The 23,862-nt window shown below is 60.3% G+C and carries 22 protein-coding genes and 1 tRNA gene; 15 read left to right on the top strand and 8 right to left on the bottom strand.

Annotated features, from left to right (window positions below; all coding sequences use genetic code 11):
- The 4 genes from ACQR0W_RS29435 to ACQR0W_RS29450 all read right to left on the bottom strand — a co-directional run bounded on the left by ACQR0W_RS29435 (nucleotide 1) and on the right by ACQR0W_RS29450 (nucleotide 5,136).
- Nucleotides 1–1,187, bottom strand: a protein-coding gene (locus tag ACQR0W_RS29435; RefSeq protein WP_315772782.1) for an IS3 family transposase whose coding sequence is annotated in 2 segments (ribosomal slippage) — nucleotides 1–926 and nucleotides 926–1,187 — 1,188 coding nt in all. Because the reading frame shifts where the segments join, the coding sequence is not laid out codon by codon here.
- 642 nt (nucleotides 1,188–1,829) lie between these two features.
- Complete coding sequence (locus tag ACQR0W_RS29440; RefSeq protein ID WP_315718623.1) at nucleotides 1,830–2,594, bottom strand: SDR family NAD(P)-dependent oxidoreductase; 765 nt, start codon at nucleotides 2,592–2,594, stop codon at nucleotides 1,830–1,832.
- A gap of 53 nt (nucleotides 2,595–2,647) precedes the next feature.
- Nucleotides 2,648–3,778 (bottom strand): amidase, encoded by a 1,131-nt coding sequence (locus tag ACQR0W_RS29445; protein WP_315718622.1) that lies wholly within the window; start codon nucleotides 3,776–3,778, stop codon nucleotides 2,648–2,650.
- A 380-nt stretch (nucleotides 3,779–4,158) separates the two neighbouring features.
- Nucleotides 4,159–5,136: a LysR family transcriptional regulator gene (locus ACQR0W_RS29450; protein WP_315718621.1), complete on the bottom strand. Its 978-nt coding sequence runs from the start codon at nucleotides 5,134–5,136 to the stop codon at nucleotides 4,159–4,161.
- A gap of 257 nt (nucleotides 5,137–5,393) precedes the next feature.
- Here ACQR0W_RS29450 and ACQR0W_RS29455 point away from each other — a divergent pair, with 257 nt between their 5' ends.
- The 11 genes from ACQR0W_RS29455 (at nucleotide 5,394) to ACQR0W_RS29505 (ending at nucleotide 15,877) form a co-directional block, all read left to right on the top strand.
- Nucleotides 5,394–6,431 (top strand): AMP-binding protein, encoded by a 1,038-nt coding sequence (locus ACQR0W_RS29455; protein ID WP_315718620.1) that lies wholly within the window; start codon nucleotides 5,394–5,396, stop codon nucleotides 6,429–6,431.
- Nucleotides 6,432–6,483: 52 nt separating this feature from the next.
- Nucleotides 6,484–7,776 (top strand): phenylacetate--CoA ligase family protein, encoded by a 1,293-nt coding sequence (locus tag ACQR0W_RS29460; protein WP_315718619.1) that lies wholly within the window; start codon nucleotides 6,484–6,486, stop codon nucleotides 7,774–7,776.
- The gene (locus ACQR0W_RS29465) at nucleotides 7,760–9,532 is read left to right on the top strand and encodes a prenyltransferase/squalene oxidase repeat-containing protein (protein WP_434840902.1); all 1,773 of its coding nucleotides are present in this window, start codon (nucleotides 7,760–7,762) and stop codon (nucleotides 9,530–9,532) included. Before ACQR0W_RS29460 ends, ACQR0W_RS29465 begins: the two co-directional genes overlap by 17 nt.
- A gap of 3 nt (nucleotides 9,533–9,535) precedes the next feature.
- Nucleotides 9,536–9,955, top strand: coding sequence for a hypothetical protein (locus tag ACQR0W_RS29470; RefSeq protein WP_315718617.1), 420 nt, complete (start codon nucleotides 9,536–9,538; stop codon nucleotides 9,953–9,955).
- On the top strand, nucleotides 9,933–10,217 hold the full coding sequence (locus tag ACQR0W_RS29475; protein WP_315718616.1) for an acyl carrier protein: 285 nt from the start codon (nucleotides 9,933–9,935) through the stop codon (nucleotides 10,215–10,217). Before ACQR0W_RS29470 ends, ACQR0W_RS29475 begins: the two co-directional genes overlap by 23 nt.
- Nucleotides 10,218–10,335: 118 nt before the next feature.
- Complete coding sequence (locus tag ACQR0W_RS29480) at nucleotides 10,336–11,433, top strand: AMP-binding protein (protein ID WP_434888678.1); 1,098 nt, start codon at nucleotides 10,336–10,338, stop codon at nucleotides 11,431–11,433.
- Nucleotides 11,434–11,461: 28 nt separating this feature from the next.
- Nucleotides 11,462–12,187, top strand: coding sequence for a hypothetical protein (locus ACQR0W_RS29485; RefSeq protein ID WP_315718615.1), 726 nt, complete (start codon nucleotides 11,462–11,464; stop codon nucleotides 12,185–12,187).
- A 37-nt stretch (nucleotides 12,188–12,224) separates the two neighbouring features.
- The gene (ectB, locus tag ACQR0W_RS29490; RefSeq protein WP_315718614.1) at nucleotides 12,225–13,502 is read left to right on the top strand and encodes a diaminobutyrate--2-oxoglutarate transaminase; all 1,278 of its coding nucleotides are present in this window, start codon (nucleotides 12,225–12,227) and stop codon (nucleotides 13,500–13,502) included.
- Nucleotides 13,503–13,531: 29 nt separating this feature from the next.
- On the top strand, nucleotides 13,532–14,734 hold the full coding sequence (locus ACQR0W_RS29495; protein ID WP_315718613.1) for a Bcr/CflA family efflux MFS transporter: 1,203 nt from the start codon (nucleotides 13,532–13,534) through the stop codon (nucleotides 14,732–14,734).
- 97 nt (nucleotides 14,735–14,831) lie between these two features.
- On the top strand, nucleotides 14,832–15,131 hold the full coding sequence (locus tag ACQR0W_RS29500; RefSeq protein ID WP_315718612.1) for a helix-turn-helix domain-containing protein: 300 nt from the start codon (nucleotides 14,832–14,834) through the stop codon (nucleotides 15,129–15,131).
- A gap of 482 nt (nucleotides 15,132–15,613) precedes the next feature.
- On the top strand, nucleotides 15,614–15,877 hold the full coding sequence (locus ACQR0W_RS29505) for a phage integrase N-terminal SAM-like domain-containing protein (protein ID WP_315769830.1): 264 nt from the start codon (nucleotides 15,614–15,616) through the stop codon (nucleotides 15,875–15,877).
- Here the strand turns inward: ACQR0W_RS29505 and ACQR0W_RS29510 are convergent.
- On the bottom strand, nucleotides 15,858–16,214 hold the full coding sequence (locus ACQR0W_RS29510) for a group II intron maturase-specific domain-containing protein (RefSeq protein ID WP_315718070.1): 357 nt from the start codon (nucleotides 16,212–16,214) through the stop codon (nucleotides 15,858–15,860). The genes ACQR0W_RS29505 and ACQR0W_RS29510 overlap by 20 nt on opposite strands.
- A 680-nt stretch (nucleotides 16,215–16,894) precedes the next feature.
- A tRNA-Met gene (locus ACQR0W_RS29515) sits at nucleotides 16,895–16,971 on the bottom strand.
- A 486-nt stretch (nucleotides 16,972–17,457) separates the two neighbouring features.
- Here ACQR0W_RS29515 and ACQR0W_RS29520 point away from each other — a divergent pair.
- Both ACQR0W_RS29520 and ACQR0W_RS29525 read left to right on the top strand, forming a co-directional pair.
- Nucleotides 17,458–18,891, top strand: a complete 1,434-nt coding sequence (locus ACQR0W_RS29520; protein WP_316171771.1) for a coniferyl aldehyde dehydrogenase — start codon at nucleotides 17,458–17,460, stop codon at nucleotides 18,889–18,891.
- A gap of 173 nt (nucleotides 18,892–19,064) precedes the next feature.
- Entirely contained in the window at nucleotides 19,065–20,666 is a 1,602-nt protein-coding gene (locus tag ACQR0W_RS29525; RefSeq protein ID WP_316171772.1) for a GMC family oxidoreductase, read from the top strand.
- A 45-nt stretch (nucleotides 20,667–20,711) separates the two neighbouring features.
- Here the strand turns inward: ACQR0W_RS29525 and ACQR0W_RS29530 are convergent, their stop codons facing one another.
- Nucleotides 20,712–21,473 (bottom strand): SDR family NAD(P)-dependent oxidoreductase, encoded by a 762-nt coding sequence (locus ACQR0W_RS29530; protein ID WP_315718074.1) that lies wholly within the window; start codon nucleotides 21,471–21,473, stop codon nucleotides 20,712–20,714.
- A 110-nt stretch (nucleotides 21,474–21,583) separates the two neighbouring features.
- Between ACQR0W_RS29530 and ACQR0W_RS29535 the strand changes: the two genes are divergently transcribed.
- Together ACQR0W_RS29535 and ACQR0W_RS29540 are read left to right on the top strand one after the other, a co-directional pair.
- Nucleotides 21,584–22,099 (top strand): CvpA family protein, encoded by a 516-nt coding sequence (locus ACQR0W_RS29535; RefSeq protein WP_315718075.1) that lies wholly within the window; start codon nucleotides 21,584–21,586, stop codon nucleotides 22,097–22,099.
- A 141-nt stretch (nucleotides 22,100–22,240) separates the two neighbouring features.
- Nucleotides 22,241–23,023, top strand: coding sequence for an SDR family oxidoreductase (locus tag ACQR0W_RS29540; protein WP_315753786.1), 783 nt, complete (start codon nucleotides 22,241–22,243; stop codon nucleotides 23,021–23,023).
- Between the two features lie 293 nt (nucleotides 23,024–23,316).
- On the opposite strand, the gene ACQR0W_RS29545 is transcribed toward ACQR0W_RS29540, so the two are convergent.
- Nucleotides 23,317–23,766, bottom strand: a complete 450-nt coding sequence (locus tag ACQR0W_RS29545) for a DUF3775 domain-containing protein (protein WP_315718078.1) — start codon at nucleotides 23,764–23,766, stop codon at nucleotides 23,317–23,319.
- Between the last annotated feature and the right edge of the window lie 96 nt (nucleotides 23,767–23,862).

Genomic DNA, 23,862 nt, shown 5'->3' on the forward strand with positions numbered 1-23,862 from the left:
TCATCCAGCAGCGTTTAGAGTCCGGGTGGGTTGTACGCCGAGTGGCGCGGGTGGAGCAACGGGCGATTGGCGGAGCTGGTCGGGGTTGCGCAGCCGATCGCCCGTTGCGGTGAGGTTGGCGGCAAAGGCCGCAGGGGTCTGGTATCTCAGCGAGGAATGCGGCCGCGCGTTGTTGTAGTCGGCAACCCAGGCGGCGAGCCTGCGCCTGGTATCATCGAGACCGAAGAACAGCGTTTCATTCAAGAACTCGTCGCGCATCCGGCCGTTGAAGCTCTCGACGAAGGCGTTCTGGATCGGCTTGCCCGGTGCGATGAAGTGCCAGTCGATCGCGTTGTCCCTGCACCAGGCCAGCATCGCGTTGCTGGTAAACTCGGTGCCGTTGTCCGAGACGATCGAGCCCGGCTTGCCGCGCCGGGCGATGATCGAGGTCAGCTCCCGCGCCACCCGCCGCCCCGAGAGCGAAGTGTCGGCAATCGCGCCCAGGCACTCCTTGGTGACGTCGTCGACGATGTTGAGGATGCGGAAGCGCCGCCCGCCTGCGAACTGATCGGACACGAAGTCCAGCGACCAGCGCGCATTCGGCCTCGCATCGACCAGGATTGGCACGCGGACGCCGCAGGCCTTGCGGCGGCTGCGGCGCTTGCGCACCGCGAGCCCTTCCTCCCGGTAAAGCCGATGGATGCGGTTGATCCCGGACGGCTCGCCCTCCCGCCGCAACAGAATGAACAGCCGTCGATAGCCGAAGCGCCGCCGCTCGCTGGCGAGCTCGCGCAAGCGGCCCCGAAGCGCGGTGTCGGGGGGCCGGCGGGACCGGTAGCGGACCATCGTCCGGTCCGCTCCGACGATCGAACAGGCCCGCCGTTCCGACAGGCCCAGCTTGGCCTGCAGGTGCGCCGCCGCGGCGCGCTTGGCGGCAGGCCTTACCATTTTTTTGAGAGCAGCTCCCGCAGCGCGGCCGCATCGAGCATCTGCTCGGCCAGCAGCTTCTTCAGCTTGGCATTCTCGTCCTCGAGCGCCTTCAGCCGCTTGGCTTCGGAGACGTCCATGCCGCCGAATTTAGCCTTCCAATTGTAGAACGTCGCTTCCGAAATCCCGTGCTTCCGAGCCAGATCGGCCGTCTTCGCACCGGCCTCGTGCTCCTTCAAAACCGCGATGATCTGCTCTTCCGTGAACCGCTTTCGCTTCATCTGTCCGTCCTTCGTCAGGCCGGACTCTAAATCGTTCTGGAGGAAATTCTTAGGGGCAGGTCAGTCCATGCCCGCGGATCGACGGCGCCTTGTTTGTGTATCAATGGTGGGCCGGTTTGCACTCACCAGATAGCCACAAGCGTTTTGTTTGATAAGATGCACGACATGCGCCCCTCCGAAGCTCTCTTCTGGTTGAAGCTTTGGCATCGCGAAAAGTCGTGGCAACGCGGCTTGCAAGATGAACGGGAGGCCAAGCTGGGATGTAACAGCGACGACGGGCACCCGAGTTCAGGATACAGATCTTATCCTCCGCGACCGTCATGTCCCGGCTGCAGGTCCAAGGGACTCTTTCCAGTGCGGATAGGTCATCCGGCCGTTGAGCTCGAATCGCATTGTGAACGGACCATCCGTGAGCTTGGGACCGAAGCTGATCGTCTCGCCCTGCAATTTTGCAGCCAGGATCTCACCTGTGGGTCGTTCGCCGAGCGCTGCCGTGAGCGAGGCTCAGGCCCCGGATCATAGCCCGCGGCCTTCAGGATCAGCGAGAAGAGCCTGGGCATGGCGTCAGCGTCAGTTGTGGATACGCGGGCCAACTGCGGCGCGCCTCCAAAGGCGGTTTCGCTCCGCCGCACGCAGCAGTTCTTATCTTCCTCGCTCAGCCCCCCCGTTGACCTGAACGATCTGGCCCGTGATATGTCCGGCTTCGCGCGAGGCCAACCATCCGATCGTGCTGGCGATATCAGAGGGCAGACCCGCTCGCCTATTCATCGTCTGACCGATCAGCATTTCTCGGCGCTCAGGCGATAAGCGATCGCCGAAGAACTCAGTCTCCGCAATATAGCCGGGTGCGACCACATTCACCGTGATGCCCTTTGGTCCGAGTTCCGCGCCGAGATCATAACAATACGGGTGCAAGGCCGCCTTGGCGGCGCCGTAACAGCCGTTGCCCGACCCTCGATATGCCGCAATAGAGCTGATAAGAATGATCCGTCCGCCCGGCGCACTGAGGTGCCTGCGTAAGCCTTCGATGAGGAGGACGGCACTCAACACATTAGATGCGAAGTTTTCGGTCCAGCGCCTCGCAATACCCGAGAGGTCTGGGCCGTATGAACCGGGCGGTGACGTCAGCACAACATTCCCGCCGGCCGCCGCCACCAGAACGCGTATTTCCTTATGCCTGTGTGTGATTTCGTCGCAGACGCGCTGTACTTGGTCTGCCTGGGTGAGATCAACGGCAATCGGGAGAACCGGAACGCCTCCGCTCCGATTCAGGTGTTCAGCCGCTTTCTCCAACCGATCTGCGCGACGCCCAAGAACGACTACGTGAGCGCTCTGTTGATGGAAGTGCTTGGCGACCGCAAGGCCAATCCCGCTTGCACCACCGCTTACGACAACTGCATCCGTCATCGATCTTCCTTTCGCTCCTGGGACTCAAGTAGTTTCTCGTCGATCTGATCGGTTCAAGATGGATTCCATCTGAGATCGCCTCTTACCCGTTCCAAGTCGGCGGCTATAGCAATAAGCTGCGTTTCTCGGTGTGGGCGGCCAAGCATTTGAATGGCCAGGGGAGCACCACTTACTTCGCTTCGTTTTATCGGCATGGTGATTGCAGGAAGTCCAGCGAAACTCGCGATTGGCGTGTAGCCCAATCGTTGTTCGTAGTCGGGTTGGTCTGAGGCTGGGATGGTCGATTTGGGCATCACAGCGTCCCTCAGGCTGCGAGGCGGTGTCGGGTGAAGAGGTAGCAACCAAATCTCGGCAGACTCCGCGTCGAACCGCGACTCGATATCTTTGCGGCACGCTGCAAGTCTGTCGAGTATTCGGCCATAGGATTGATCATCGATGCGAGCTCCGATTTCCAGCGCAGCCTGCGTCGATTCCGACAATTCAGTTTTCATCCATTTCTGCCACAGGCGGTAACCATCCCAAGCCTCGCGAGCACAGAGTTGCCATGCCGCTTCGCGCTGCGCCCAGAGATCGTCCAATCGCACCGATCGAATGTGGTGCCCGGCGTCCTCGAGTAGACGGCATGCAAGATGCAACGCGTCCCGCATTTCAGGATGACAACAACCTCGATCAAAAGCGTTCTCAACAACCGAGACTTGGCAGCGGCCTAAAGGCGCAATCGCTGATCTCTCTTGACCGCCGAGGCGCAACAGTTGCCATAAGAAGAAAAGATCCTCAGCGCTGCGTGTGACCCAGCCCAGTGCGTCCATCTGAGGAGACAGAGGGAAGATACCATGAAGGTCGGCTCTGTCGCAGGTCGTGCGTAGACCGACAGCGCCACAATTTCCCGCTGGCCAGCGGATGGATCCAAGCACATCCGTCCCGAGGGATATGTCGCAAATGTTGGCTGTCACAGACACGGCCGATCCGGTACTCGAGCCGGCGGGAGCAACGTCCGGCACGTAGGGATTGACACAGCCGGAGCCAACACCGAGGTTAAGCTCAGTCGTGACAACCTTGGCGACTATCTCTGCGAACTCTGTATCTATCGCTCGAACGGCAGCGGCACTGCTGTCCGGATAGTGCCGATGATGCCGCAGACCAAGACGCGTGGGAAAGCCAACGACGTTGATCGTGTCCTTCACTCCAATGCGTATAGCCCGTGCGTTCGATCCTAACTCTTTCCGATGTGCGCAGGCTCGATAGCGAGTATCTGCCCATGTGCTCCAGATGCCGCACTCAGACCTCCAACGGTCAGCATCAAGGCTTCCATCCTGCCTCGCTTCGACGCGTGCCTCCAGCGACATGCGGAGCGTTTCCGGAAGGGGCGACGTAGCCGATTGGTCCTCCAATTTGCATGCGCGGAAGAACGATGTGACCTTGTCTGTAACCGCTATCATTGCTCTCGCCTCCTCCTTCGTGGAGCGACGGCCACTCAAGCACACCAACTCACCCGGGTGACCTACCAGATTTAGTGGGTCGCGGGAGTGGCGGTGCAAAATTCGAAAATGGCTCGTCGATGGTTCTAGGGCAACTCGGGATGTGCACTTGGCAGCAACGATAAGTCCGGAACGTCCAGATCAGGCTCTTGAGGTCCCTGTTGCGCGACCCGCCGCAAGATAGAAATATAGCTCGCAGTGGCCGGCGACGCGTCCGGTTCGGACCGCCAGGTCATTAGGAGATCATAGTTGATAGGTGTTCCACATCCGGTCAGTTGACGCACGGCCACGCCCGGCCGGATCTCCGATCGAAGTGACATAGGAATGACCGAAATCCCAAGCCCGCCAGCGACCAAGCCTATCGCGGTCTGGAAGTCAGGTACGCAATGACTCACGTAAGGGTGGAAGCCCGTCTGAGCGCAAGCTGCAACAATGCTGCCATAAAGCCCTGGCCCCTCGGTCGGTGGGAATAAAATCCAGTTCTCGTGCGCGAGGTCGACAAGCGACACCGTTGTCACAGAAGGGCTCGCGAAGCGATGGTTGTCGGGAACTATTGCAACCATTTGGCTGGAAAATAGCAACTCCGTGGAAAGCCGGTCGGCTGTGAGCACGGGGCCAGCAACGATCGCGATGTCCACCTGCCGCGTATGCAGCATCTTCATCTGTTGTGCGGTTGTTGCCTTGACAAGGACGAGCTCCATCTTCGGATGCTCGGCACGCAATTGCCGCAACGACCGAGGAACAAGGTTGTATGCTCCGCCCATCCCAACGAACGAAATCCGTAGAGGCCCCTCGATGGGCTGCTCTGCGCTTCGTACGCGCGACATGGCTCGATCAGCTTGTGCAACAGTCAATTTTGCTTCACGGAGAAATACTTTCCCGGCCGTGGTCAGACCAAAAACGCGGGTACCACGATCAATCAATGTCTGCCCCAGCTCGGCCTCTAAAGCCTTGATTGCCGCCGTCAAAGGCGGCTGCGCAATATTGAGGCGCTTAGCCGCCCGACTGAAGCTCAATTCTTCCGCAACTACGATGAATTGCCGGAAACGTCGCAACTGAGGCATGTCATACCTGTTTTAGAAGACGCCCTATATTTCATTCGTATTGGACGCGTTGAAGTTCAACTGATACTACCATACTACCGTTAGATGCAAAAGGATGTTGCGTGATGGATGTGTGTTGGACCGTTCCCAATCGTCTGTTGAGCTACCTCCGCACTCTTCCGAACTTGGCTGAGGCGTACACATCTGCCGACCCTATCAGGAGTCCTGCCGACCTACGCGCCGTACCTCTCCTGACCGAGCAGGGATACCTGCACGCCATGCGCGAGATCTCCGACGCTTGGCGAGGGAGCGGCGCCTATCTATTCATGTCGTCTGGGACAACCGGTCAACCCAAAATCGGGTTACAACCACGGCATCAGCACATCCCAGAGATACTGCAATCATGGAATCCGACGTCCCGGACGTCTGGTCGGCGCTTCGTCGATTTCTCTTCTGGCGGCAAGGCCTGGTCAGCAAACCACTTCTTCCGAGAGCTTTGTCTCTCGAAGGGGATGATATACCTGCACCTCGGCAATGTCGCAAACGACCTCGATCTCGATGCAATCTGGGGCCGCGTGCTCCTCCAATCCGAGGCCTGCGTAATCTCCGGAAACCCTACATTGCTGGAGATCATCGCTTCTTATGTGGTCAAGCTTGGCCGGGACATGCCGACGGTCCAAGCAGTCCTCTGGACCGGAGAGCCTCTAAAGGGTTTTCACGAACGGGCTATAACGCGCGCATTCCCCAACGCTGAGCTCTGGAGCGTTTACGGTGGGACTGAACCATGGGTGATCGGCTTCCAAACGCCAGAGATGCCGCGCAACCAATTCCGGGCCCTTGACTATCAATACGTCGAGTTGGTGGACGGCTCACTGGTCGTAACGTCATTGAATGAGGCCGTCATCAACCCAATGCTGAGATACAAGGTTCCCGATCTCATTGAGGCGGTCGATCAGACCGCTGACGGACGTATTCTTGAGTTTAAAGTATTGGGCCGCGCCGACAACAGAATATTCTTCGACGGAAACAACGTCTCGCCTAGAGCGATCGCGCAGGCGGTACGCCGTATTCGCAACATCGAAGATTCCCAGGTCATACTCCGTCAGCGCGACGGCGTTGTGAAGCGAATCGAGATCCGGATAAGGCCTCAGTTCGGTGCGGCGGAGCCATCGCATGATGATGTCCTGAAGGCGCTCATCGAGGACGACGTCCAGAACGACGTCCTTCGCGAGATATTGTCGGTGGATTCGAGCGAGCCGTTCGTCATCAACGACCGCAGCGGCAAGTGCGCCGACTACGTGTTCCTCGACTTCTAGCCTCTCCATCGCCGCTCGACGTCACACTGTCGGCCTATCCACGGAGTTTCCGATGAATATTGAAGCGACGAGCGCCTCGTCGGAGGCCAACAATGCACTTGCCGAGATGCGAAGCGTTTGGCAAAGCGAATGTCCTCCACTGCTCCGCGCGTATCAGGAAAGAAAGCTCGCGCGGGTTTGGGATATCGCGAAGTCGTCGCGGGCATACTCACATCTGGGCCGCTTTAGCGTCGGCGCCTTTCAACAACTCGATGTTACTTCTAAAGCTGCCTTGAAGGCGCGTCCCGATGATTTCGAGAGCAGCCTTATCGAACAAGCAGTCAAGTACTATGAATCGACTGGAACAACAGGAACGGCAACGCCGACACGCAGAACGGCAGAAGATATCGCCTGGAATTACGGAAGTGTGTTTCTACAATGGGGAGAGGTCATTCGGCCGAATGACCGCTGCTTGACCTTGCTGCCGTCCGATATCGCACCTATCGGCGATCTAATCGTCGGCGTATGCGAAATGGCAAGTGCTTGCGTCGCGAGATGCTTTCCCTTCACCCAAGGCATTGTTTCCTGGGATCGGATTGAAGCGCTCTGCAGTCGCTTTCAGCCCACGGTAGTATTTGCATCACCCGGCACGCTGATCCAGATGATGCGTGTATTCAAGATCCGAGGAACCTTTCGCTCTTGCGCCGCCTCGGTAAACACCATCATGCTTTCCGGCGAGGTCGTCTGCCGGGAATTGCGGCAGATGCTGGCGTCCGAGTGGGACGCCGACGTCTACGTTGCGAGCTACGGGTCGACCGAGACAGGAACGATTGCCGCAACAGGCAGCGACAACTCTCTCCGGCTTCTGGAATATGCATATATCTGTGAGATATCGACACCAGAAGGAATCAAGCCTGCCGAGCCAGGGGATTGCGGTCAACTGGTCATCACTACGTTGAATGCATTCGCAAGGCCGCTGCTGCGCTTCGACACAGGCGACAGAGTCAAGATACTAGGTGACACGAGCAGCTCGAGAAAATACCTCGAGATTCTAGGGCGCGAAGAAGAGACGCTCGGAATTGGTAGCCGCAATTACCTCACAGCCGAGGTCGATAGCATGGTCTACAATACCAAAGGAGTCACTGGATACCTACTAAAGGTTCGGAATAACGAAGTTGTCGGCATCATTCTGGAACACGACCCGGACTATAGCGACAGACTAGACGAGCTCTCGAAAAATGCGGCCAGATCATTTCGCGATCATGGACTGAATTTTGAACTCGAGATTGTAGCTCAGCTTCCCATCACGACAAAGAGTGGGGCGTCGCTAAAGAGCTGGAAGCGCTCCAATGCCGTCGCAGCTTAGCCTCGACCCGTCCATCGAGCGCCTGTCAGGCTCGTTGCATCTGTTGCGGGACGGCGGGGCGGGCACTGGCGGGGCAGACCTTTGGGCCACCTACGCTGGTGTGAGAACCCTGAGGTGGTTGGAGTACACGCTGCCCGAGCCCGAGCGCAGCGGAACGATACATTACCTCTTGTCACGACGAAATCGCGATGGAGGCTTCGCGTGGCAACGGGGACTGATATCAGACGTGTGGGCCACATACTACTGCAGCCAAGCATTGACGGACTTGGGCGCGCCCGTGCCCGAAATTCCAAGAATGGCCGACTGGCTGGCTCGCCTCCAACACGGCAACGGCGGCTTTGCAATGATCGCCGGGCAGGAGCCGGACGTATGGGCGACTTACTACGCCGCGCGTCTTTTCCACGAAATCGTGCGGGCGAAGATTCCCGCCCAGGCCGAGCTCTTAACTTGGCTGCGCTCGCTTCAATTGCCAGACGGTGGCCTTACTTGGTGTCCAGGCCACCGACAATCGGATGTAAGGGCGGTCTACTACGCCGTTAACGCTCTTAAAGCTCTCCAACAGCGTCCGGATCTGCCCTGGCAAGGGCACGAACTTCTAAAGTGGATGCAGAGCAGACAGGCGGAAACCGGCGCGTTTTGCTTTCATGCGAACGCAGCGCCATGCATGTGGGCGACGTTTCGGGCCACAAGCGCTCTTCGAGCTCTGGGATGGTCTCCAGCCGAGCCGGAAGCGTGCCGCGAGTGGATACTCGGCCAACTGACGCCGGAGGGGTTTACTCGTTGGGAGGGCAGCGCTCAGTCCGATGTATGGGCAAACTTTTCGGCTGTCGGAGCACTCGCGGCGCTCGACTCGAAGCTGGAGGCGGCCCAAGCGGATGTCGTACGCCGAAGTGTTATACGGACAAGCGTCCCGTCGGGAGGGCTCAACTATCGCCCAATCGCGCTTGCCAGCGACGCACTGACGACCGCATCGGCAGTGATGATCGCCTGCATCAATTCCCCCCGACATCCCTCTATCGAGACGCTGTGCGAATGGCTCCAAACGGCACATACCCCATGGGAAGGCGGCGTAATGTATATGCCGGGGCGCGGCGCAGAGGTGCGCTGTTCACTATGGGCCGTGTCGGCCCTCCGCCTGGCGGGCCGGCGGCTCCGCGAGGAAGGAAGGCTGGTCGAATGGATTAGAGAGTTGCAAAACCCAGATGGCGGCTTCGGGTATTGGGTGGGGCGAGGATCTGATATGACGTCATCGATGTCCGCGGTTGCCATCCTTACCTCGCTTGGAAGGGACGCCAACAACGAAATCGATCATCGCTCTCTTACCGGCTTTGTTATGCGATGCTTGCGCCCGGACGGCGCCGCCGCTACACCCCGCGGCTTATCAAGCGGAAGTGCGACTGCCCAGGCTAGCTATATACTGCACAGCCTTGGCCAACGAGATTTGGCCGAGAAGACCGCCAATTGTCTCGGCGAACTGTCTATCATGTCCGGTTTCCGAGAAACAAGAGCCTCTCTGCCAAGCCTTTATGCGACCTACCAAGCGTTGCTTGCCTATGGCCAGAACGATCGCCTCCCTATGTCATCATCTTCGCTGGACCGTTTTCTTGCGAAACTCGTTTCCAAGACCGGTGAGATCGGATGGACGCCGCTACAGCAAAGCGGCCAGGATCCATTAGCGGTAGCGCTATTTACGCTTTTGAAGCGTAAGGCTGATGATCCCGCGTTCTCGCTTCCTGTTCTCGCGTTGACCGCTTGAGCCATGCCCACCTTAACGATCCACTCCGACCTCAAAGACCCCACTATGCGGGGCCGCTTCTGTCGACGCGTCACGGTCACCTTCGGACGGCTGGGAGTCGATGTCAGGCACGTACTTACTCGCTGGCTGGTCATTGATCCGAGTGCCGTATTCTCTGGACCCGCCCCGCTCGCCCGCTCGAATGTGAAATCGCTGGCCTCCGTCGCGTTTATTGCTATCGAGGTAGACCAAACACGTGAGCGCTCCTGGCGTGACAAGATTGTTGAGGGTGTGCTCAGTGCGTCGAAAGACGTATTCCCGCACGACCGCCTCTTCATACGACTGATCCCGGTTGATCCGTTCGATCATTGGAATGTCATATTGGCCGAAATGCGCGATCGCGCAGTAAAGGAGGGGCGCAATGCCGGGCGAGACGACTGTTGACAAGATCTTAGCCGCTTCGCGCGAACTATTTCCGTTCGAGCTGAAACTCGCTCAGATCGACACGCCCCTTCCAAGCATTCCTGGACTGAACTTCGACAGCCTGAAAGCTATGGAAATGGTCTCACTCCTTGAAGAACTATTCGGAATCGAGATCGATTTTGGTGTTGACGATCTCTCCTTTAATCTTTCGACTGTTCGACGGGCAGCCCAATTGGTCGAACGAAAGTTGAGCGTTAAGCACGTGTCAGGTGCTGCGGAGTGAATGCCGAGGAGGCGCGAACGTGGACGCGATGGATACGACCACCCGACCAGCGGCCAAGGAATTGTCCTGGCCGGAGCTGCAGGCTCTGCTATTCGATTCTAAATCAGACGAGCGATGCATGGTGCGCAGCGAACTCGATCGCTCGCTCACATGCGCCCCCTGGTCGATCGATTTTTGGCGGGCTAGCCAGCTTCGCCAGACTATCCCCCTCTGTGCAAGTATCGGTCTACGCTCCTCAGGGACGACTGGGACGGCAAAGGTAGCGTGGCGATCGATGCTGCAGGTCGAACTTGAAGCGAACTGCATTGTGCAGGCTTTCGCACTCGAGCAAGTCGATGAAGTGGTTTCATTCGCTCCTGTAAACCACGCCTTCGGCTTCTTGTGCGGGATCGCACTCGCGCGCAACAAGCGCGCTCGCCTGACCTATTGCCCCCAGCTTCAGGGAGGTGAAATCCTCCGCGTTCCATCGTCCGGGAGACGAATTATTCTTAGCCTCCCCTCGACTTGGCAGATGTTGATGCGCACCGGGGTTCTGGACGATCCATCGACGACAATCCTCCATTCTGCTGGCCCGGTCCCGCGAGTTGCTCGGGACATGCCGAACTTTGGCCGCCCGTCCTCTTACGCCCTCCGCGAAATCTTCGGATCGACGGAAACTGGCGCAATTGCATATCGACAATCGGCGCGCGACGACGCGAGCTTTTGGCAGCTGTGTTCCGACACCACTCTGCTCGGTCCAGACCTTGAGGGACGGCTCCGTGTATTGAGCCCACGCTGCGCAACAGCTTCACCAAGCGGAGAGCTTGGCCCCAATCTCGACGGCATCACCATCGAAGATGACGTAGAAATTCATCCGGGGCGACAGATCCGGCTCAATGGCCGTCGAGACGATCTGGTGAAAGTCAACGGCGTTAACGTTCGTCTCGGACTCCTCGCGACCGAGCTTGAAATGGTGTTTCCAGACAGGCCAATGACAATTGTGATCGAGCCGGACGTCGTCCGTGGGCATACCTTCTACTTGATCACGCTCGCACGTAGCGTTTCCCCTGCCATGCGAGCAGAGCATGAGCGTACGATTGGTCGGACGGTCACACGACTATTTGGAGCTCACGTGTACCCAGCCCGCTACGTTTATGCCGATACGCTGCCATCGACCAATACCGGAAAAGTTCGCATTCGGCGCCTGGTCAGCGAAAACTCAGTTGAGGCACAATGAACACCGCGAGACGATAAGGTACACACACATGCGCTCTTACCCAGTTCCCGATTGGCTGCTCTTCATTAATGATTATGTTCGTCGAGGGCACGCCTATCTCGCCGGCCTGGGCCTTACATTCGAAGTCGGTAGCGATTTCGCCGTTTTTGCGGCTGCCTACTATGAGCTCTCCGGCGAGGTAGTTCTCAGCACGTACGATCCAGAACACAGCTACCTTACGCCAGCAAATAGTTTTTGGGCGATCGCGCGCAGATCGGGCCATTGCGTTGCGACAGCAGCCATCAAGTTGATCGATAGCCACGATTTTCGCTACGACCTGGCTGTGGGAAAGGTCTTTTGGGATCTCGCTCCGCGATTGGCGCCGTTTGCGGAAGAATTGCTCACGCCGGAGTTCCCCTTCATGGCCGGCAAAGTCGCGTATTGTGGGGCCGCCTTCGTCGCGCCCGAACTCCGACAGGAGGGAATCAATGCGTGCGTCGGACGGATGACTCGCTTGCTCTCAATCAAGCACTTCGGGGTCGAATGGCTTTGCGCGACATGCTTTGAGAGGGTTGCGCGATCAACGCTCCCGCTCGGCAGCAACGCCTTCTCGCATATCGCTCCTTGCATCGTCGCGCCTGCACCAGCCTCATTTCCGGGTGAACCGTTTTATCTGATGTGGTCAAGCCGCGACGAAATGCTAGAGCGACTGCGCACTCATAGCGGCTTCGGGTCGGCCTCGCTGCTCCAGGAGCGCAATCATCCAGCTTCCTAGGTTGCCCTAGTGCGTCTTAAACGAGAGGGACTAAGCAATGTATACGACAATATTCGACTGCGCGGAATCTAACGTGCGATCCTATTGCAGACATTTCCCGGTTACCTTTTCGTCCGCAAGCGGCGCCTGGATGGTGGACACAGATGGCCGAAAGTACCTCGACCTTCTTGCAGGTGCTGGAAGTTTGAACTATGGGCACAACAACCCTCTTATCGTCGCGCCGGTGATCGAGTATCTCAATGGAAGCGGCATCGTTCAATCGCTAGATCTTCATACGGTAGCGAAGGCCGAATTCTTGCAGGCTTTTTCAGATAGCATCCTCGCTCCACGCGGACTTACGTACAAAATTCAGTTTACAGGTCCGACCGGAACTAATGCTGTTGAAGCGGCATTGAAATTGGCGCGCAAGATCACTGGTCGTACCAATGTCGTGGCGTTCACAAACGGCTATCATGGGATGAGTCTTGGCGCGCTCGCTTTGACATCGAATCCCGTCAAGAGGGCGGGTGCCGGCGTCGCACTTACAAATGTTACGTTCCTTCCGTACGACGGTTATTTCGGTCCGTCAGTCGACGTTTGCGATTACATCGAAGCGATGCTCACATCGCCAGGCTCTGGAATTGATCGACCGGCAGCGGTGATCGTTGAACTGGTACAGGGCGAAGGTGGTCTCGCTGCCGCACGCATGTCTTGGATCGAGAGAATCGCTGGGCTCTGCCGGGAGATCGGAGCGTTGCTTATCGTCGACGACATTCAAGCTGGTTGTGGGCGGACCGGATCGTTCTTTAGCTTCGAGGGTAGCGCGGTTCAGCCAGATATGGTCGTACTTTCCAAATCGCTGAGCGGCCTCGGAGCGCCGCTATCCGTAGTATTGATCCGCCCTGACCTCGACATTTGGTCGCCGGGTGAGCACAATGGAACCTTCCGCGGAAATAATCTTGCGTTTGTCGGCGCAACGGCTGCTATCCGATGTTACTGGACGAACGGTGACTTCGCGAGATCGGTTCAGGAGCACGCAAATGTGTTGACAAGGGAACTGACCGCGATTGCTGACTCTACGGACGGCGAGGCAAGCGTGGTTGGCCGAGGACTTATCACGGGTTTGTCATTCCGGTCCGTTGCTCTTGCCGATCAGATCTCTAAACGTTTGTTTGAGAATGGCGTAATCGCCGAGACCTGTGGCGTCCACGACCATGTCGTGAAACTGCTGCCGCCTTTAACGATTTCCTCTACGGATCTGTCGTTTGCGATCGATACGCTGCGTGAGGTCGTCGCGAGCACGTTAGGGCGACCGGCGCAAGTCGACGCAGCCTAGCCTCAAAGTCCAATCCAACTTTCGAGAACATGACGGTGAAAACGTCTCCTCTCCTACCGACTATCCTGGGCGTTCTGATTTCGATCAGCTCAGTGTCAACCGTCATGTATCTGCCCGCCTTTCCGGCGATCGAAACCACGTTCGCCGCCCCGAAGGGCAGCGCTCAAATTACCCTTGCCGCGTGGTTTATTGGCTTGGCCCTCGGTCAAGCTATCCAAGGCGTGCTATCCGATGGGTTTGGGCGCCGCACCCCTTTAATCTGCGGCATTCTCGTCTACACTGCGGCCTCTGCCGGTTGTGCTTTGGCCACCGATATCGAATCGCTGGCCGCGCTGCGTTTTTTCGCTGCGCTTGGATGCTCGGCACCTACGGTCATACCGCGTGCGATGGTCCGTGACATCGCGACCGGTCAAGTCGCAAGACATCTGCTCGCCAAACTGATACTGGTAATGGGCGTCGGCCCCATTGTAGCGCCAATCGGCGGTTCGCTCCTGCTTAATGAATTTGGATGGAGGGCGATTTTTTGGTTTTGCACAGGGTATGGACTAATATCTTGCGCAGTTGCCTCTGCGTTTGTTCCCGAGACGCTGCCACAACAAATGCGCATGACGGTTATGCCGGCGCACGTTCTTGCGTTGAACTTGCGGATCTTAGGCGAGCCCGGCTTCGTGACGAATGTCGTCATGAGTTGTTTTGCTATGTTCACACTATACGCGTACATCACGAGTTCACCCGCTATTCTTATCGAGTTCTATGGATATTCGTCCTGGTTGTATTCGGTCGCGTACGCGATATGGTCCGTCTGCTATATTCTTTCTGCCCAGATTAACGCCCATCTATTCCATCGGTTCGGCGGAGATGCCGTGCTTGGGGTCGCTTCGGCTACAATGCTGTTGGTCTCGATCGGACTTCCCTTGGTCGCTTTTTTGCAGCCCCAGTCTGGCGCGCTTACCGTATTAGCTGTCGGAATTGTTATGCTATGCACTGGGGTGATATTCCCGAACGCGAGCGTCGGCGCTTTGGCCCAGCACGCGTCGAGCGCCGGTAGTGCCGCAGCATTGCTCAGCGCGCTGCAACTTTTGGCTGCTGCGGCAGGCAGCATGCTTGTCGGATATTTTTCCGATGGGAAGCCGCTCGGACCGTGGATGCTCACCTTCCTTGGAGCCTTCGGAACTCTGATCGCGGATCGCTACCGAGCGAAACGCGAACCGCGCGATGCACTCAACTCATAATGAGGCTTGACATTGAAGCCGGTCATGGGAGGTCCGGTTTTGCCGAGGGTCTGCCATTGACCAACCGCTCTACATGCGATGACGAAGTCGGAGAGCGATGGACAATGTTCCGGAGGTGCCGAGCGCACACGCGGCTCCTCGTCCAAGCGTCAAAAGAAGGGTTATCCAAACAATGGCAGGTGATCGATCGCTGAAGCTATCGAAACGGGAAATTGACTGCCTCCATTGGGCAGCCCAGGGCAAATCCTCGTGGGATATTAGTATCGTTTTGCAAATCAGCACGAACACGGTTAATTTTCATCTTAGAAACGCGATGGAAAAGCTGGAGACGGGGAGCCGGCTCGTAGCCATTGTGAAAGCGATCCGGTTGGGTTTTATTGATTTGCCCAAGCTGTGAGCTGACCTCGTGACCTGTGAACTGTTCTTTCGCGACAGACCGATCTCACCGTCAAAAGATTCGGAGTGCACTCGAAAAGATCCATCTGCCCGCGGATGAAACGGACGATGGCTTCCGAGTGTATGGATACGTGTTGCCGGGACAGGCCGTAGACTATCTGTAGGAAGGCCGTTTAGGTCAATAGCAACCTTCCGGCTGTGCGACGACTCACGTTCGGTTGTCCCCTGAGAGCGACATCGCCGGCTATGACCGAGGGTCCAAGATGGGGCCACCAGGCGACTCCGCCAGCGCGGCGATGCCGCGCCCGCTCGTCCGGGAAAGCGAACCTCGTATTTGCCCGATCGAACGTCGCCCCCGGTCCATTGGACTAAACCGCTCGCGCGGACTCCGCGGCTGGCGGCGGAGGCAAGACGATAGCGCAACGGGGCGTCCTGTCTTGAGATGAGGGGTTCGACACCTCACTCAAGACAGGAGCATCCCCAATGACCAAGCAGGCCATCAGCCCGTTGCGCCAGCGCATGATCGAAGACATGGCGATCCGCAAGTTCGCTCCGAAGACCCAACATGACTACGTACAAAGGGTCAAGGACTTCGCCGCGTTGCTCGGCCGCTCTCCCGATCAGGCCGAGCCAGAGGATGTGCGTGGTTTCCGGCTGCATCTGGCGTCGAGCGGCGCCCACGCGCCGAAGGTTTTCGTGAAGCGCATCTTTGCTGTCATACGTTTTTTCAGGATTGGTTTTCCGTGATCGTCGGCTGCCGATGGCCAGCTGGTTCTTGTGCCAAAGTGCTATGTGGAAAATTGTAACGCTTGGCACTTGATTGCACGAGCGTGCCGTAAGGCAAGCCGCGTGATACGAAGAAGACGTTCGGCAGAGCCATGGTCAGCGCGGCACTGTTCGAGAGCCGCCAAGGGCCACGTGGGTTGCCGGCGGTCTTGAGTGCCAGCTCCCGGCCAACGCCGCGGCGTTGCAGCTCATCGAAGCGAGTGCGACCGTGCTTCCATTGGGTCCAGACGATGGCGCGCAACCGCCGCCTGATCCACTCATCGAGCTTGCGCAAAAGCCCAGCGAGCGGGCCCGACACGGGCCTCGTTATATCCCTGCGGTGCAATGCCCATCTGGCAGGCAAGAAGCTCCTGCCAATGGTTCTCAAGTTCCTGGTTCAGTTGATCGGCAACGCGCGTGGCCCTCCGGCCCGTGCGGTCAGAAGACAGCGAACCCTGGTCGAATGCTTGACGATGCCACGCGGGTCCAGTGCCGCAAACTCGACCGGCACGCGCCGAGCGAATGCCAGGTACCATTCCGACGGGTGAGGAAGTCAGGAATGATTCCCTCCCCTGTTGGACGAAATGTTGGACGTCCTGTTGGACGTTTTGTTGCACGCTTTGGCTGGCACGGGGCGGCATCGGTCCGGGTGATACGGCCGAATTCTACCGCGAGCGTGCCGCTGGCTTTCTGTAATTCTTTGTATTTTCAAGTTTTGTGCCTCCGCTTGGAGGCACTTCGGACGGCCAACGCTCTAGAGGGGGTGAGCGGTGTTGGCGCTCCCCTAGGGCAGTCGATGGCGCGCCGGGAACGATTCGAACGTCCGCCCCTCCGATTCGTAGTAAAGGCAAGGTTCTGTCGAGAGGACGTCTGTCCTTCACTCTCGATGAACCCCAAAGATAGCGGCTGCGCGCAGCCGAACCTGGGCCGTCGGGATCCCTCATTCCCGGAGTCCGTCCCAGCGGTTAGACCGGGACGGTGAGTGAGTTATGACAGAAGTGGTTGCGGGGATAGGATTTGAACCTATGACCTTCAGGTTATGAGCCTGACGAGCTACCGGGCTGCTCCACCCCGCGTTAACTTGTGCGTCACCTTCAGAGAAGCGCCGGGCGGTCCTGGCAGACACCGAGGCGCTGCCGATCCATCCCAAAGGCTTCCTGAGAAGGCTTGAGCCCGTTGGCCTAGCCGGCCGTCGGGTGCGGGCGGTATGTACCAATGCGAGGCCGGTTTGGAAAGGCCTTTCGGGAAGTTTTTTTGCCGGATTGTGACACCGCCTCTCTCACGACTCACATCAGAAATTACCTCAACATTACAAATACATATGAGAGCGACCTATTTGCCGGCCGGGACCACGGCACGGCCCGGGCTGGGGACAAGGACAAGTTCTTCGGGGGGCGGCGGCAGGGACCGACGACACACACCCCAAATGGATTGGCTCCACGCTCGCGCCCAGCCGGCACAAAACCGACGCCGTGCTTGCCAAGGGTCCCGCAACGCGGCAGCTTTAAGCCAACCAGAATGACGGCCCTGCACGCGGCCGCGGTACACGCGAGGAGACGTCCATGGACCAGTCCCTGAAGAGCCCAGCCCTCTCGGCGCTCGACGACGCGTTCCACGCCCAGGTCGAGGCCTCCCGCAATGCGCCCCCGCCCGCTCTCGCGGCACGGCTGGACGGCCTGAAGCGGCTGCGAGCGATGCTGTCGGACAACGAGAAGCGCCTGGAGCAGGCGATCTCGGCCGATTTCGGCCACCGCTGCGCCGTCGAGACGACGATTGCCGAAACGCTGTTCCTGCAGGCCGAGATCAGGCACACGCTCAAGGTGCTGCCGCGCTGGATGGCGCCGCGGCGCATCGCCACCGCGCTGCAGTTCTGGCCGGCGCGCAACCGCCTGATCCCGCAGCCGCTCGGCGTGGTCGGCATCATCGCGCCGTGGAATTACCCGTTGCAGCTGACGCTGGCGCCAGCAATCGGCGCGCTCGCCGCCGGCAACCGGGTCATGATCAAGCCGAGCGAGCTGACGCCGCACTTCTCCGCGCTGCTCAAGGAGCTCATCGCGGCGAATTTCGACCCGACTGAGCTCATCGTCACCGGCATCGAGGACGGCGTCGCGGAGACCTTTGCCGCGCTGCCGTTCGATCATCTGGTCTTCACCGGCTCGACCCGCGTCGGCCGCATCGTCGCTGAGGCCGCCGGGCGCAACCTGACCCCGGTGACGCTCGAGCTCGGCGGCAAGTCACCGACCATCGTCGACGTCTCCGCCGACATCGACGAAGCCGCGGAGCGCATCGCCTATGCCAAGCTGCTCAACGCCGGCCAGACCTGCATCGCGCCGGACTACGTGTTCGTGCCCGAACAGCACGCGGACGCATTCGCGAGCAAGCTGCACCGGCACATGCTGCAGATGTTCGGCACCAACCCGGCCAATGGCGACTACACGTCGATCATCTCCGAGCGGCACTATGCTAGGCTGGAAGGATTGCTGCGCGATGCGATCGCGCGCGGCGCCAGGACGCTGAGCACGACCAGCCCGGAAGATCCGGCCTGGAAGAAGCTGCGGAAATTTCCACCGACGATCGTGGTCGGCGCGAGCGCGGACATGGCGGTCATGCAGGAGGAGATCTTCGGTCCGCTGCTGCCGATCATGACCTATCGGCAATCCGACGACGTCATCCGCCACATCAACGCCCACGACCGGCCGCTCGCGCTGTACTGGTTCGGCACTGACGCTGCGGCCCGCGACACGGTGCTGGCGCGCACCGTCTCCGGCGGCGTCACCATCAACGACTGCCTTCTGCATTTTGCGCAGATGAACCAGCCGATGGGCGGCGTCGGCGCCTCCGGCATCGGCCATTATCACGGCGAATGGGGCTTCAACAGCTTCAGCAAGTTGAAGCCGGTGTTCTACCGCTCTCCCTTCAACCGCATGAAGGATCTCTATCCACCCTACGGCGCCAGCATCGCGCGGATCGAAAAGCTTCTGCGATTCCTGTCCTAGCCAATCGTCGTTCCCGGGGCGCAGAGCGCGCCCCCAGGAATCCCGAGACGATCGGGTGCAGACCAAACTCTCGATTCCGAGTTCGACGCTCAGCGCAAATGACTTCGCCACCTGCCGCGCGCCGCCGGAACGACATTCGAACAACAAGCAAGACAAACATCAGGGAGAGATGCGTGACGGACGAGGTCGATTTCATCGTCGTGGGCGGCGGCAGCGGCGGCGCAACGGTTGCCGGCCGCCTGTCGGAAGATCCGGCGACATCCGTCGCGCTGCTCGACGCCGGGGGACGCAACGACAACTGGATCGTGACCACGCCCTACATGCTGTTCCTGATGGTCGCGGGGCCCGTCAACAACTGGTCCTTCACCACCGTGCCGCAAAAGGGCCTGGACGGGCGCAGCGGCTATCAGCCGCGCGGCCGCGGGCTCGGCGGCTCCTCCGCGATCAACGCCATGGTCTACATCCGCGGCCACCGCGCCGACTACGATCATTGGGCTTCCCTCGGCAACACCGGATGGTCGTATGACGACGTGCTGCCCTACTTCAAGCGCGCCGAGAACAACGCCGAGTTCAACGGCGCGTATCACGGCCAATCGGGACCACTGCCGGTCAGCCGGCTGCGGACCGACAATCCCGTGCACGACATCTTTCTCCAGGCGGCGCGCGAAGCGCAGTTTCCGGTCCGCGACGATTTCAATGCCGACACGCAGGAGGGGCTCGGGCTCTATCAGGTCACGCAGAAGAATGGCGAGCGCTGGAGCGCGGCACGGGCCTACATCCAGCCGCATCGCGGCAGCCGCAGCAACCTGCGGGTCGAGACCTCGGCGCATGCGTCGATGATCCTGTTCGAGGGCAAGCGCGCGGTCGGCGTCAAGTATCACCAGGGCAAGGAGGTCAAGGAGATCCGCTGCCGGCGCGAAGTGATCCTCGCCTCCGGAGCGTTCCAGACCCCGCAATTGCTGATGCTGTCGGGCATCGGCGACGCGAGCGCCCTGGCGCGGCTCGGCATCGCCGGCGTCCACCATTTGCCGGGTGTCGGACAGAACCTGCAGGACCATCCGGATTTCATCTTCGCCTACACCTCCGACAACCCCAACTTTTCTTCGTTGTCGCCGAAAGGCCTGCGCCGGCTGCTGGCGGGCATCGGCCAATATCGCCGCGAGCGCCGCGGCGTCCTGACCTCGAACTTCGCCGAATGCGGCGGCTTCCTGAAGACGCGGCCTGATCTCGACGCGCCCGACATCCAGTTGCATTTCGGCATGGCCGTCACCGACGATCACGGCCGCAAGCGCCACGGCAATGGCTTCTCCTGCCATTTCTGTCTGCTCAGGCCGAAGAGCCGCGGCATGGTCGGCTTGAAGAATGCCGATCCGCTCGCCGCGCCGCTGATCGATCCCAACTTCCTGGGCGAGGCCGACGATCTCGAAACCATGGTGGCCGGCTACAAGACCACGCTGCGGCTGATGCAGACGCCGGCGATGCGCAGCCTCGGCAAGCGCGACCTGTTCACGTCGGATGTCAGGACCGACGACGACATCCGCGCCATCCTGCGCGCCCGCGTCGATACGGTCTACCATCCTGTCGGCACCTGCAAGATGGGCGTCGACGATCCGCTCGCCGTGGTCGATCCCGAATTGAAGGTGCGCGGAATGTCCGGCCTGCGCGTGGTCGACGCCTCGATCATGCCGACCCTGATCGGCGGCAACACCAATGCGCCGACCATCATGATCGGCGAGAAGGCCGCCGACATGATCAAGCGCGAGCTGAAAGGCTGAGACCGCTCGCCATCGAGGGAAATCAACCTGCCGATCAGCAGGGCCTCACGTCAGCAGGAAGCCGCCGTCCACCGTGACGACGCTGCCGGTCATGTAGCGCGAGGCGTTGGACGCCAGCAGCAGGATCGCGCCGTCGAGGTCGCTCTCGTGGCCGACGCGCCGCTGCGGAATCCGCTTGACCAGCTTCTCGCCCGCCGGTGTCTCCCAGACCTCGTGATTGATGTCGGTGTCGATGTAGCCGGGCGCCAGTGCGTTGACGCGGATGCCGCTCGCCGCGAGCTCCAGCGCCAGCGCCTTGGTCGCCTGCACCACGCCGGCCTTGGAGATCGCATAGGGCGAGATGAACTTGACGACGCTGAAGCCGAGCACCGAGGCAATGTTGATGATGTTGCCGCCGGTCTTGCGCGCGGCCATGCGCCGAGCTGCTTCGGTTGCGGCAAAATAGGCGCCCTTCAGATTGGCGCCGATCACGGCGTCCCAATCCGCCTCGCTCTGCTCGACCGCGAGCTTCTCTACCGCGATGCCAGCATTGTTGATCAGCACCGTCACGGGTCCGAGCGCGGCCTCGGCCGCATCCATGCCCCTGACGATCGATGCCATGCTCGTCACGTCCATCTCGACCGCGGCGGCGCGACCACCCCTTGCCTTGAGCTCCGCCTCCAACGCCTTGAGCTTGCCGGTCTGGCGTGCCGCGAGCGCGACGGCGGCGCCACGTGCCGATAGAACCCGGGCGAACTGCCGGCCGAGCCCCTGGCTCGCGCCGGTGATCAGGATCACCTCGCGGCTGACGTCGAACAGCTCGGACATGGTTCCTCCCACGATTGCTCATTTGTTGCGGCGCATTGATACAGACGATTTGAAGCAGCGCAAACCGGAATCGTTTACCGGGCCCGGCCTACAACCGCGGCGGAGCAACCATGAACGCTTTCGACCTCGCCGCTTGTGCCGCACTGATGGTTGCCGTCTACAGCGGCTTCTCGACCGGGCTGTTGCGCAGCGCCATCACGATTCTGGCCTACCTGCTCGCGATGCCGCTGGCGATGGGCGCGGTTGCGGCGATGAGCCCGCAACTGCGCGACGTGCACGGCACTCCGCTGGCACAGAACTGGCTGCAGTTCTTCGCCGCCTTCGTCGTCATCGGCATGGCGCTGGGCAAGATCGGCCGCATCCTGCTCGACGAAGCGATCGGTTCCGAGGCCGGTTTTGGCGACCGGCTCGGCGGCGCTCTGCTCGGCGCCGTGCGCACCGGCATGGTCGCGACCACGCTGGTGCTGGTGTTCGACAGGATCGTTCCCCCCGAGCGTCAGCCGCGCTTCCTCGAGGGATCACGCCTGCGGCCGATGCTCTCGCTCGCAGGCGCAAAAGGCTTCCGCTCGCTGCCTCCGGAGCTCGCAAGCCTGATCGACCGGCTGAAGCAGGAACGGCGCATCTGACGGACACGGCGGCGCCGCCTCTCCGGTCATAGCGAGCCATGCAATTCGGCACAGGCCGGCTGCTCTTATCAGCGGCAATTCGGTTGGCTAGAATGCGCCCATCTTTCTTCCAGCCTCACTGACATATCGGAGTGATCAATCGTGGATCTCGGGATCAAGGGCCGCCGCGCCATCGTCTGCGCCTCCAGCAAGGGCCTGGGCCGCGCCTGCGCCATCGCGCTGGCCAATGAAGGCGTACATGTCACAATCACGGCGCGCGGCGCCGAAGTGCTGGCGAAGACCGCGGCCGAGATCCGCGCGGCCAATCCTGGCGTCACCGTCACGGAAGTGGCGGGCGACATCACCACGCCCGAGGGCCGCGCCGCCGTGCTGAAGGCCTGCCCGGATCCGGACATCCTGATCAACAACGCCGGCGGCCCGCCGCCCGGCGATTTCCGCAACTGGACCCGCGACGACTGGATCAAGGCGCTCGACGCCAACATGCTGACGCCGATCGAGCTGATCAAGGCGACCGTCGACGGCATGATGGCGCGCAAGTTCGGCCGCATCGTCAACATCACCTCGGCCGCGGTGAAGGCGCCGATCGACATTCTCGGCCTCTCCAACGGCGCCCGCGCCGGCCTCACCGGCTTCGTCGCCGGCCTGTCGCGCAAGACCGTGATCAACAACGTCACGATCAATGCGCTGCTGCCGGGGCCGTTCGAGACCGACCGCCTGCTCTCGACGGCAAAGGGCGAGGCCGAGAAGCGCGGTGTCACGCCGGAGCAGATCCTCGCCGACCGCGCCAAGACGAACCCTGCAGGTCGCTTCGGCGATCCCGAGGAATTTGGACTCGCCTGCGCCTTCCTGTGCGGCGCCAAGGCCGGCTACATCACCGGCCAGAACATCCTGCTCGACGGCGGCGCCTTCCCAGGCACGCTGTAAGACAGACTTCCTTGGGCGGTCTGGCGCGGAAACCTGCTACGCCGATCCCGGGCTTTCACCTCGCCCCGCTTGCGGGGAGAGGTCGGATTGCATCGCGAGATGCAATCGGGGTGAGGGGGGCTCTCCGCGAACGCGGTGTCTGTGGAGAGTCCCTCTCACCCCAACCCTCTCCCCGCAAGCGGGGCGAGGGAGCGCAGTGCCGGCGCAATAGGAATTCGAATCCAACTAATAAAGCTGTGAGTTCTGTTTGCCATCCGCGCTATGAATACAGCGACTCTGCCTTTCCGAACGACCTACCGCTTCTCGTCCTCGTCGCGCTGGCTTGGGCTCGACGAATCCGCCGTGGTGCGGCCTTCGGTCCAATCGATGCCGAACGCATCGAGGCCCTCCGCCAGCAGGTCGCCGAGCATCGGCTCGCCCAGCAGATAACGCGCGGTGTGGCGGTCGCGCTGGCCGGCGGCCTCGCGGCGCAGATCGTCCCACTCGTCGATATCGCCGTCGCCGCGGCCGAGCCGCATCAAGGCGACGAGATCGGTCTGCTCGTCCTCGGTCATCGCGTTGATGAAGCCGGTGATCTCGCGCACCACGGGATCATCGCCGCTATCCTGGAGCACGTCGACCATGTCGTCATCGACGGCATTCGAGCCGGATTCCTCATCGGTCGCCTGCTCCTTGACGTCGAACTCGCGCGCCTTTTCGATCAGGAAGGCGACCTTCTCGGGCGATATCGTCAGCTCTGGCATGGCGTTCTCCTCATGGACGGACTGCAGCAACGCCTGTTCCGGGCAGTTGATCCATTGCGCCGGAACAAGCCGCGCGGCATCGTGACCGGCATCAAG

Source organism: Bradyrhizobium sp. HKCCYLRH1034, assembly GCF_051168375.1.
GTDB lineage: Bacteria > Pseudomonadota > Alphaproteobacteria > Rhizobiales > Xanthobacteraceae > Bradyrhizobium.